An 11,881-nucleotide genomic window follows, 5' to 3' on the forward strand; every position below is an offset into this window, starting at 1 on the left:
ATTCCGTACCGATGATTGGGAGAATTAATAATTATAAAATGAATTTTACCACGAAGACACAAAGTATTTTATTTAGGAACTTAAATGTTCTGATATGTCTTATATGGTCAAAGTCTTTGAACCATGCCTCAGGTGTTCTCAGCTGGCTTAGGTGGTTCAATACCACAGGCCAAAAAACACTAACCACAAAGGCACAAAGCACACTAAGCACTTCATTTAGAAACTTATATGTTGTTATAGGCCTTATATGGTCAAAAAAACTCAACCTTTTCTTGGTGTGCTCCCTGTCTTTGTGCTTCCTCACTTCAAGTGCTTTTTCACAGGAAAAAAGCCCACCTAACTTGGTTTGGAATACCCAAAGCCTTAATTCCTCAGCCTCCATGCCTGTAGGTGGTGGCGATATCGGCCTTAACCTATGGGTAGAAAATGGTAATGTTTACCTCTATCTATCCAAAAGCGGCACCTTCGACGAGAATAATACCTTGCTTAAACTTGGTCGTGTAAAACTCAAATTATCCCCAAACCCTTTTCAAGGGAAAACATTTAAGCAAGAACTGATCTTAAAAGATGGTTACGCGCAGATCTCAGGCTCAAATGGTAAATTAAGTACGAAAATCAATGTTTGGGTAGATGTTTTTAATCCCGTTATCCATTTAGACATTAAATCCAGCCAAAGCATCACAACAGAAGCCAGTTACGAAAGCTGGCGCTTTGAAGACCGCATTACAAAAGGCAAAGAGAACAACCAAAATTCGTATAAATGGGCGCCTCAGGGCATTGTAAAAACCTTTAAAGATGAAATTGCTTTTAAAAACAATAACGTTCAATTTTACCATCAAAATAAAGCCGAGACCGTATTCGATATTACAGTAAAACAGCAAGGTCTTGATGATAGAAAAGCCGAATTGTTCAATCCGTTAAAAAACATGATTTTCGGCGGATTGATGCAGGGAGATAACCTGTTTCAGGCAGGAAATGATGAAGGTATCTATTTAAGTACACCTTTTAAAGGCTGGACGTTGAAAAGTAAAAAACCTTCGCGTTCAAGCCACATTACCATTGCTTTACATACAGTTAAAACTGAATCAATTTCTGACTGGGAAAAACAGTTAACTTCATTAAAAATCAATAACAAGCATAAATCCAGTATAAAATGGTGGAATGATTACTTTGAAAAGAGTTTCATTTATATCGATTCGAAAGATGAATCAGCCAATCAATCGGCTAAAAATTATCAGTTATTCAGGTATATGTTGGGTTGCAATGCCTTTGGCAAATACCCTACGAAATTTAATGGCGGTTTATTTACCTTCGATCCACAACTTACTGATACGGTGCTGAAATATACACCCGATTTCAGGAATTGGGGAGGAGGTACCCACACCGCTCAAAATCAACGTTTGGTCTATTGGCCGATGTTAAAAAGCGGCGATTTTGAAATGATGAAACCTCAGTTCGATTTCTACCTGAATTTGTTAAAAAATGCTGAAATCAGGACACAGTCTGCCTGGGGACATAATGGCGCCAGTTTTACAGAGCAATTGGAAAATTTTGGATTACCAAACCCAGCAGAATATGGCTGGAAACGTCCTGCCGATTTTAACAAAGGCATGGAATACAATGCCTGGTTAGAATACCAGTGGGATACTGTTTTAGAGTTCTGTATGATGATATTGGAAACAGAAAGGTATAATGGCAATAACATCGAAAAATATCTTCCATTGATTGAAAGTTCACTTAGCTTTTTTAAAGAACATTATACCTATTTAGCCAAACAACGCGGAGCAAAAGTTTTAGATGCCGATGGACATGTGGTTTTGTATCCTGGATCGGGCGCTGAAACCTATAAAATGGCCTATAACGCCACCTCAACCATTGCCGCACTAAAAACCGTTTTAGAACGACTTCTGGAGCGTCCCAATTTAGCTGAAAAGCAAAAGTTGGAATGGAAAGCAATGCTGAAAACCATTCCACCCATCAGTTTTAGGGCATTTGAAGGTCGCACCACAATTGCTCCGGCAAAACTTTGGGAGCGCATTAACAATACCGAAAGTCCGCAGTTGTATCCCGTTTATCCCTGGGGCATTTATGGAATTGGTAAACCTGGTTTAGACACCGCTATCAATACCTTTAAATACGATACAGATGTATTGAAATTCCGCAGTTTTGTAGGCTGGAAACAGGACAATATTTTTGCTGCCAGATTAGGTTTAACTGAAGATGCTGCAAATCTAACCACCGCAAAGTTAAAAGACTCAGGAAGGAGATTTCCGGCATTCTGGGGACCTGGCTTCGACTGGACACCAGACCATAATTGGGGCGGCTCTGGTATGATTGGTTTACAGGAAATGCTGATGCAGGTAGACGGAAAAAAAATTTATCTTTACCCTGCATGGCCTAAAGAGTGGGATGTACATTTCAAGCTCTATGCGCCTTACCAAACCACCGTTGAAGGGCAGTTGAAGAATGGAAAATTAATAGATTTAAAAGTATGGCCTGAATCAAGAAGGGCAGATGTAATTAATATGATTAAATAAATGGTATCGTCTTCCTGAACTTGTTTCAGGATCTGAACAACAAGATAGACCCTGAAATAAATTTAGGGTGACGAGCAATATAAAATTAGTAAAAAATGGATTTACAATTAAAAGAAAAAGTTATTATCATTACCGGGGCTGCAAAAGGCATTGGTAGAAGCATTGCAGAAGTATTTGCGAATGAAAATGCAATTGCGGTAATCGTAGGTAGAAAAGCAGAAGATAACCAAAAAGTAGTTGATGAGATTGTTGCACAAGGCAAACAAGCGGAACAATTTGTTGCAGAACTTTCCAATCCAGAGGATTGCGAAAAAGTAGTTAAAGAAATCGTCGCTAAATTTGGAAGGATTGATGGTTTAGTAAATAATGCGGGCGTTAACGATGGAGTAGGTTTAGAAAGTGGAAATTATAAAGACTTTATGGCTTCGTTACATAAAAACGTAGTGCATTATTATCTGATGGCACACCATGCCTTGCCGGAATTAATTAAAAGCAAAGGTGCTATTGTAAATATCACCTCTAAAACTGCCGAAACCGGACAAGGAAATACTTCAGCCTATGCTGCCGCAAATGGAGGTAGAAATGCATTAACCCGCGAATGGGCTGTTGAATTATTAAAATATGGCATCCGTGTAAATGCAGTAGTGGTTGCCGAATGCTGGACACCTGCTTACGAAACCTGGATAGAGACTTTAGATAATGCGGAAGAAAAACTAAAAGAGATCACTTCCAAAATTCCATTGGAAAATAGAATGACAACCGCTGAAGAAATTGCAAACATGACAGCCTTTTTAATGTCTAACAAATCAAGTCATACCACCGGACAGATTATCCATGTTGATGGCGGCTATGTTCATTTAGACAGGGCTTTGGCGAACGCTTAAATTAATTACGAGATCATGTCATCCTGAGCCTGTCGAAGGACTATTGATGGTCTTCGACAGGCTCAGACTGACAATAAATAAATTACAATGAAAACCCTTACCTGTACTACACCTGGAACTTTCGAATATTCAGAAACAGAAAAACCTGAGCTTAAAAAAGACCATGCGATTATAAAAATTAAAAGAATCGGTATCTGTGGGACCGATTTACATGCCTTTGAAGGTACCCAACCTTTCTTTAACTACCCCAGAGTTTTAGGTCACGAGTTATCTGGCGAATTGGTTGAAGCCGATGGAGCCAATAGTTTCAAAATAGGAGAGGCTGTTACTTTTATCCCATATTTTAATTGTGGCGAATGCATTGCCTGCCGAATGAACAAACCAAACTGCTGTGTTAAAATGCAGGTTTGTGGTGTACATGTTGATGGTGGTATGCGCGAATATTTACAGGTTCCATCAAGAACACTTTTACATGGCGAGGGCTTGAGTTATGATGAACTCGCTTTAGTTGAACCATTAGCTATCGGTGCGCATGGTGTGCGTAGGGCAGATGTTCAACCTGGAGAATTTGTTCTGGTTATTGGTGCCGGGCCAATTGGTTTGGGTACGATGGAATTCGCCAGAATTGCCGGGGCCAACGTAATCGCCTTAGATATTAACGAAGACCGTTTGGCTTTCTGTAAAGATAAATTAAAGGTAGCACATGTGGTTAATGCGCTTTCGCCTGATGTTGTGCAACAACTGAGTGATATTACCAATGGCGATATGCCGACGGTAGTAATCGATGCTACAGGTAATCAGAAGGCCATTAACAATGCTATAAACTATATGGCACATGGAGCGAGGTTCGTTTTAATCGGCTTGCAAAAAGGAGATTTAATTTTTAACCACCCTGAGTTTCATAAGCGCGAATCGACATTAATGAGCAGTAGAAATGCCACCATTGAAGATTTTGAACATGTAATCAAATCAATGAAAGCTGGTTTGGTTAATCCTACCAATTATATTACGCATCAAGTTAAATTTGAGGAAGTAAAAGATGAGTTTGAAAGCTGGTTAGATCCAAAGAATGGAGTGATTAAAGCGATGGTTAGTGTAGGAAATTAAACTTTAGCCATACTTTTACTGGGGCGTCATGCTGACCTGTAGCAAAGCGGAAAGCTACGCAGTAAATTTAGTTCAGCATCTATTACATATAATATTCATTTTCAAAGATCCTGAAACAAGTTCAGGAGGACGATCAAGGGGTGACTATCTCATAAATCGTCCTCGTTTGTAACGAGGATGCATGAGGATGGCGATTTTATCGCCCCAAAGCAATTTATTTAGCGCTTTCCCGAAGCTTCAGAATGACCGTGGTTATGCCTATTAAGCTAAGCTCCTGAAACAAGTTCAGGAGGACGGTCAAAGGGGATGTTAATCACAGAATGATAATCGCATAAAAAAGCCGATAACCCTAAGATTATCGGCTTTTTATTGAGCATTAATTTATTAAAATTATTTATAAAAAACCTCATTCCAATGCAATTCATTCCTGAATTGATTGATTTTGGTATCGGCACCAATATTTACATATTCTAAGCCGGCAATATTCGCAAAATCTAATAAATGCTCGGTAGTTAAGTTCTGACTATAAGCGGTATGGTGGGCACCACCAGCATAAATCCATGCCGCACAACCCGTTTTCATATCAGGTAGTGGTTTCCACAATACACGGGCTACCGGTAAGTTTGGTAAATCATGTTCAGCTTCAACAGCTTTTACTTCGTTCACTAATAAACGGAAACGGTTGCCCATATCTATTAAAGATGCATTTAAAGCATCGCCACCAGCAACGTTAAAAACCAAACGCGCAGGATCTGCTTTGCCGCCAATACCCAGTGGATGAACCTCTAAACTCGCTTTACCACTTGCCAATGAAGCATCAACCTCGAGCATGTGTGAGCCTAAAACCATCGAGTTTGCCGGATCGAAATGATACGTATAATCTTCCATAAATGCATTTCCACCCGCTAAACCAGCACCCATTACTTTACAGGCACGTACCAAAGCAGCCGTTTTCCAATCACCTTCACCAGCAAAACCATAACCATCGGCCATCAAACGTTGTGCTGCAATCCCAGGTAACTGGATCATACCATGTAGATCTTCAAAAGTATCAGAGAACCCTTTAAAACCTCCGTCTTCCAGGAATTTTCTTAAACCCAGTTCAATTTTGGCCGCTTCATAAACAGATGAATGTCTGGCACCACCAACTTTTAAATCGGCAGTCATCTCGTAAGTCGCTTCGTATTCTTTTAATAACGCTTGAATAGACTCCTCACTTATTCCATTAATTACTGCTACTAAATCACCTATACCATAAGTGTTTACTGCGAAACCAAATTTCATTTCGGCTTCTACCTTATCGCCATCTGTAACGGCCACATAACGCATATTATCGCCAAAACGAGCGAATTTAGCACCTTGCCAATCGTGCCATCCGGCAGCAGCCCTGCACCAGGTATCAATCTGTTTAGCTACTTCTTCATCCTGCCAGTGACCTACAACTACTTTACGGTCTTTACGCATACGCGAAACCATAAAACCAAATTCACGGTCTCCATGTGCACTTTGATTCAGATTCATGAAATCCATATCAATGGTATTCCAAGGAATATCGCGATTAAACTGTGTGTGTAAGTGTAATAATGGTTTCTGCAAAACATTTAAGCCCCTGATCCACATTTTAGCAGGAGAGAAGGTATGCATCCAGGTAATTACGCCGATACAGTTCTCATCAATATTGGCTTGTTGTAAGGTTTCGAAAATCTCCTCTGTAGTTTTTACAATCGGTTTGTACACGACCGAAACAGAAATACTTCCATTTTGGTTTAACGAATCGGCCACTTGTTGAGCGTGCTCCGCTACTTGTTTTAAGGTTTCTTCACCGTACAAATGCTGCGTACCTGTAATAAACCAAACTTGTAATTTTTTTAAATCAATCATTACTATTTATGTTATTTTTAATTTATTCAATGCCATGGTCTGTGTCCTCACAGACCATTATGTATATCTTTTTTAAAGCCTACCACTCTTCTTTCGTGGGCTATGTCCTCACAGAACATTATGCATATTCTTTTTTTTTTGAAAAGCAAGGTTCCGTATTTCATCGGTTAGGGTAGTCCTGCTTTCCGTTTTATCCCGATTTTACATCGGGATGCTCACTCCAATCAGGTTTAGGTTACTTAGGTAGACCTTATTAAGTTAAACCCGACAGCAGCGGCAGCTCCCGATTCTTTACCGATGAATCGGCACTAAATTAGCATCGGGACTATAGCGAATGGCGGGGCTTTCGTTCCCCAAGCACTACTGTACCTGCTTTCCAAAACTTATTATGCAACGTTATCTCTGCACCCAAGACTAAAGACTTTAGACTCGTGACTAAAGACTACCTCAAAGCTGTCCATAATAAGCACCATCACCATGTTTACGCTCGTAATGTTTCTCTATCAACGAATCTTTCAGCTTTGGTGCCTGCGGATTGATCTGTTCTGTTAACAAAGCCATTTGCGCCACGGTTTCTAAAACCGCACTGTTATAAACCGCTTTCTCGGCTGTTTTTCCCCAGGTAAAAGGAGCGTGGTTACCCACCAAAATCATCTCGACCTCCTTATAACTTAAACCCAAACTTTCAAAATGGTTCATGATCTGAAACCCCGTTTCGTACTCATAATTCCCTTTAATCATTTCATCAGCCATTGGTGGTGCACAAGGAATATCTACTGTTAAATGGTCGGCATGGGTAGTTCCGAAAATTGGAATTGCCCTTTGCGCCTGCGCCCAGGCTGTGCCATAAGTAGAATGTGTATGTACAATTCCGCCAATTTCTGCCCAGTGTTTATATAAAACCGCATGGGTTTTAGTATCTGATGAGGGACGTAAACTGCCTTCAACAGTATTTCCGTCAAAATCTACAATCACCATTTTCTCCGGCGATAGATCTTCGTAAGGTACGCCGCTTGGCTTAATGGCAAAAACACCTTTCGACCGATCTGCAGCACTCACATTGCCAAAGGTAAAAAGTACCAGTCCCAATTTGGGCAACTGCATGTTGGCCTGGTAAGCCTGCTCTTTTATATCTTGATAGTTGCTCATGATAAGTAAGGTTTTACATCTTTTTTATTGTATTTCTCCAGGTACCTGCCTAGTCCCAAATATTGTTGGTAATGCTGGCGGTAAAGTTTTTGTTTTTTAATATTGGGTTTGTATTCTTTCTCAAAGCCTGTTCCCATGGCCGCCATTRCTGCTTCGATATCTGGATAAATACCAGCTGCTACAGCAGCGAACATTGCCGCACCTAATGCACAGGTATGCTCAAAACGATGGATTCTAATGGGCATTTCCAATACATCCGCCATCATTTGCATAATATAAGCCGATTTTTTTGCTACACCACCAATACCGATAATTCCTTTAACCGGAACACCCTGTTCTTTAAAACGATCTACAATGGCTTTCGCACCAAAACAGGTGGCGGCAGCTAAGGCACGGAAAAACCGTGGTGCATCTGTTCCTAAACCTAAACCGGTTATGGCGCCTTTAAGTTCCTGATTTGCATCTGGTGTTCTACGGCCATTCAACCAGTCTATTGCCAGTTCGGCGTAGTCGCCCTCTGGTAAAGCTGCAGCCTCGTTGCTTAACTTAGCGATTATTTTTCCTTCGAGCTCTGCCTTTAATGCAGTAGCTGTAGCTTCATCAATTACATCAGATTCAGTAAGTAAATGGTTTAATGGCCAGCTGATTAAATTCTTGAACCAGGCATAAACATCACCGAAAGCAGATTGACCGGCTTCTAAACCTGCCATACCCGGAATTACCGAGCCATTAACCTGTCCGCAGATACCGTTGATCAATTTTCCATGTAAATCCTGATTGGGAGCAACCAGAATATCGCAGGTACTCGTACCCATTACTTTACTTAGGTAGTAAGGTTCAATCTGTCCACCAACCGCTCCCATGTGTGCATCAAATGCACCAACACCAACAACTACATCTGTACTTAAGCCCAGTTTAGTTGCCCATTCTTCGCTCAATGTTCCCGCAGAAATATCAGAAGTATAGGTATCGGTGAATAATTTATCTCTAAAGCCTGCTAAAAGCGGATCAAGACTGCTAAAGAAATCTTCAGGAGGTAAACCGTTAAACTCTTCTGCCCAAAGTGCTTTATGCCCCGCGGCACAACGGCTACGTTTCATTGTTGTAATGTCGTTTCCACCACAAAGCAAAAACGGAACCCAGTCGCAATGTTCTACCCACGATGYCGCACCTTTTTTAATAGTCGAATCGACCCTTAATATGTGTAATAATTTAGACCAGAACCATTCTGACGAATAAATACCACCTACATATTTAAGGTAATTGGTACTAAATTTAGTAGCATGTTCGTTAATTTCTGCAGCTTCTTTAACTGAGGTATGGTCTTTCCAAAGCACAAACATGGCATTTGGATTTTCTTCAAAACCTTTGGTCAGGACAAGGGGAGTACCCGTTGCATCAACAGCCACCGGACTTGATCCGGTTGTATCAACTGAAATCCCCTTTACCAGATGTGCAATATCGCCACCACCTGCTTTTGTTAAACAATCTTTTATAGTGTGTGTTAAACCTTCAATATAATCTAACGGATGCTGGCGGAACTGATTAACAGCCGGTTTACAATATAAACCTTTCTGCCATCTTGGATAAAGAAAAACAGACGATGCTATTTCCTTTCCGTTTGCGGTATCGACTAGAACTGACCGGACAGAATCTGTCCCGTAATCCACTCCAATTACATAGTTTGCTGTGCTCATAACAATAAATAAATGTCTAATTAACGTTTATTTATTTGAATTAAAAAATTTTATTGCTTTTTTAATCAAAAACCTTCATTTTAACGTTTTAGTAGCATGAATTTGTATATCGGTTTTTGTATCCACCAGTGTTGGATATTTTTTAAAACCTATTCTTTTTTCACTGCCGGGTATAGAAATTTAAAAGAATTGGATACCGCCTGGTGCATAATCGTTGCATGGTTCTCCTGTGGCAAAAAATCAAAATATACTTTTACATTTTTGTTTTTGAAACCTTTTATTTTTTCAGTCAATAAATTTGCATCCACTTCCATCACCCTGGGTATTTCGGTTGGCGTTAGGCCTTCTTTACCAACAGCAATGTAAACATCAGTTTGTTGCTTAAAAGTATTTTCCTTTAATTCGGAATCCTGATTCAACAACGAAGCATTGTCCCACCATAAACTAGGACTAATGATAATGTATTTATTAAAAAGTGTAGGGTTTTTAATCAGGATTTCAGTGGCCAGCAAACCACCTAAAGATTGACCAATAAGGGTTTTGTTCGCATCCGTTTTATATTTTGCCTGAATATAGGATTGAAGCTCTTTTTCGATGAACGAAATAAATTTATCCGAATGGCCTGTTGTAGGATACCTTTTCTTGTCGCCCTCGATAGATGTTGGGAAAGTAAAATCCCGTTTCCGATCTACAGTGGCAATGCCCACCACAATTGATTTAGGCACCTGATTTACCCATTCGAAACTATTAAACTGTACCAGACCTACAATATGGATAAAATCTTCATCTGCAGAACCATCAAGCAAATAAATTACAGGATATTTTGTGGTATCGTTTTGTTGATAGCCTTCAGGAAGGTAAATGTTCAAGATTCTTTTCTCAGCCAATTCTTTTGATTGGATTTCGTCTACCACACCAAGCACGAAAGCTTTAGTGGTACTCACAGCTTTTTGTTTTTTGGTTTGTGCAATGGCCATTAGCTGGCAAAAAATCAATAAGGTAACAAAAAATATTTTAAAGGTATACGCTTGTACTTTCATTAAATAGCGGTTTTAGGCAGAATCTATCTTATTGATCAGATTCGCCGAAAATTAGCAATTTCTTTGGAAGGATTGGGCCAATATGGCTAAAATTAACATGAAATATCTTAAGGCTTTGAATTTAGCCGTACCGAATTATCACACAGGTCCAATTCCAATATCTTTTAAGCTATCAGCTTAGCCATGCGCTCATCTTCTTTTAAGCTCCTGCGCAAGCCCGATTAGAAGACCTTCTGATCCCCTGATGTAGCAAAGTTTGTAAACGTCTTCATATTGAACAACTTCACCAACCAATGTGGCGCCGTGTTTTTGCAGTCTTGGCAACAACTCGTCGATATCTGAAACCGTAAACATTACACGCAGGTAGCCAAGAGAATTAACCGGTGCTTCGCGGTGGTCTGAAATGGTAAGGGGAGTAAGAAACCGTGAAATTTCAAGTCGGCTATGGCCGTCGGGGGTAACCATCATGGCCACTTCCACGTGCTGGTTACCCAGTCCCGTAACCTTACCTGCCCATTCTCCCTCGATTGTTGCCCGGCCTTCAAGTTTCAGTCCGATTTCGGTGAAAAAAGAGATTGCATTGTCAAGCAATGCCACAACAATGCCCATATTATCCATTCTGATCAATTGGTTCTGTTCCATAAGGATTTGGTTATAATTTAAAATTAAGGAATTTCACAAAGCTAATCGATGCTTTATGGAATAAATTGTACAGATCGGAACAGCGGGTATGATATGCATTATGCGCACCAGGTGTCCCGCTACCTTTCAGTCATTGATGACTCCGGTATTAAAGATGTAGTCACCTGTTAATAGGGTTTAAATCAGAAAATATGTAATTTTAAGGCTAAAATAAAAAATGATCAAGACCATACCTCAGCTTACGGTGATTGATATTGAGCAGGAAACCGCTGGTGTAAGCAGATACAAAAATATTCCGCTTACCCTCTTTAATGACCATGTTGTAAGGGTTGGGGTAATGACGGAGCCCTTTTACTGGCACTACCATCCCAATAGTGATGAAACCTTTATGGGCATTGAAGGCACTTTATTAATTGATCTTGAGGACCGTACGGTTGAGCTGAAACCGGGACAGCTATTCACCATTCCTGCAAGGGTTAAGCACTGTACCAGACCGCTTGATGGACGTTCGGTGAACCTTACCTTCGAACTTGCTGAAATGGAAACGGTGAGCTGCGATGCAAGTTGATCATTGCATTTTGGTTTATGCCTTCTGATAAACATACCTGTAAATAATTTTGAGTAATCAATTGAAAGGTATATCTTTCATGATCTATTTTTTATCTAACACACTCAAATAAAACATGACAGGAACCCTGGCCCAGCTCATCGCTTTGGTTGCATATGGAAACAAGTGTATTGCCGATCCGGGCACACACCAAGAGTTCGTTCAACATCATAGCACTTTCCAGTTCTGCGAAAAGGTCTTTTTTACTACCGAAAAGAAAAAATATTTCTTTTCAGCAGGAAAACGTACAACCGTTGCCGAAAACCCGCAAGAATGGTTCAGGTATCTTGGTCTGGACGGATGTCAGGCACTGAGGTTATACTATGAGCCTTCGGAT

10 protein-coding genes are annotated in these 11,881 nt (G+C 40.2%); 5 read left to right on the top strand and 5 right to left on the bottom strand.

From position 1 onward, the window contains the following. Positions 1-275: 275 nt before the first annotated feature. The 3 genes from AC1DPQ_RS05505 to AC1DPQ_RS05515 all read left to right on the top strand — a co-directional run bounded on the left by AC1DPQ_RS05505 (position 276) and on the right by AC1DPQ_RS05515 (position 4,528). A complete protein-coding gene (locus tag AC1DPQ_RS05505; RefSeq protein ID WP_477608319.1) occupies positions 276-2,537 on the top strand; it encodes a DUF5703 domain-containing protein in 2,262 nt (753 codons plus the stop codon). A 95-nt stretch (positions 2,538-2,632) separates the two neighbouring features. Further along, positions 2,633-3,421, top strand: coding sequence for an SDR family oxidoreductase (locus AC1DPQ_RS05510; RefSeq protein ID WP_477580547.1), 789 nt, complete (start codon positions 2,633-2,635; stop codon positions 3,419-3,421). A gap of 87 nt (positions 3,422-3,508) precedes the next feature. Further along, positions 3,509-4,528, top strand: coding sequence for a zinc-binding alcohol dehydrogenase family protein (locus AC1DPQ_RS05515; protein ID WP_215126998.1), 1,020 nt, complete (start codon positions 3,509-3,511; stop codon positions 4,526-4,528). 390 nt (positions 4,529-4,918) lie between these two features. Here the strand turns inward: AC1DPQ_RS05515 and araA are convergent, their stop codons facing one another. The 5 genes from araA to AC1DPQ_RS05540 form a co-directional block, all read right to left on the bottom strand. Then, positions 4,919-6,409 carry an L-arabinose isomerase gene (araA, locus tag AC1DPQ_RS05520; protein WP_477580545.1) on the bottom strand — a complete coding sequence of 497 codons (1,491 nt, stop codon included), beginning with the start codon at positions 6,407-6,409 and terminating at the stop codon, positions 4,919-4,921. 447 nt (positions 6,410-6,856) lie between these two features. Continuing rightward, positions 6,857-7,558 carry an L-ribulose-5-phosphate 4-epimerase gene (locus tag AC1DPQ_RS05525; protein WP_477608314.1) on the bottom strand — a complete coding sequence of 234 codons (702 nt, stop codon included), beginning with the start codon at positions 7,556-7,558 and terminating at the stop codon, positions 6,857-6,859. Next, positions 7,555-9,255, bottom strand: coding sequence for a ribulokinase (locus tag AC1DPQ_RS05530; RefSeq protein ID WP_477608315.1), 1,701 nt, complete (start codon positions 9,253-9,255; stop codon positions 7,555-7,557). Before AC1DPQ_RS05530 ends, AC1DPQ_RS05525 begins: the two co-directional genes overlap by 4 nt. Positions 9,256-9,404: 149 nt before the next feature. Next, a complete protein-coding gene (locus AC1DPQ_RS05535) occupies positions 9,405-10,295 on the bottom strand; it encodes an alpha/beta hydrolase (protein ID WP_477580540.1) in 891 nt (296 codons plus the stop codon). Between the two features lie 189 nt (positions 10,296-10,484). Further along, positions 10,485-10,937, bottom strand: coding sequence for a VOC family protein (locus tag AC1DPQ_RS05540; protein WP_477580538.1), 453 nt, complete (start codon positions 10,935-10,937; stop codon positions 10,485-10,487). A gap of 217 nt (positions 10,938-11,154) precedes the next feature. Here AC1DPQ_RS05540 and AC1DPQ_RS05545 point away from each other — a divergent pair, with 217 nt between their 5' ends. Beyond that, positions 11,155-11,505 (top strand): cupin domain-containing protein, encoded by a 351-nt coding sequence (locus tag AC1DPQ_RS05545; RefSeq protein WP_477580536.1) that lies wholly within the window; start codon positions 11,155-11,157, stop codon positions 11,503-11,505. Between the two features lie 115 nt (positions 11,506-11,620). Continuing rightward, on the top strand, positions 11,621-11,881 hold a 261-nt coding region (locus AC1DPQ_RS05550), incomplete at its 3' end, for a hypothetical protein (protein WP_477608317.1).

The sequence above is a fragment of the Pedobacter sp. 01T416_2 genome, from assembly GCF_056398925.1.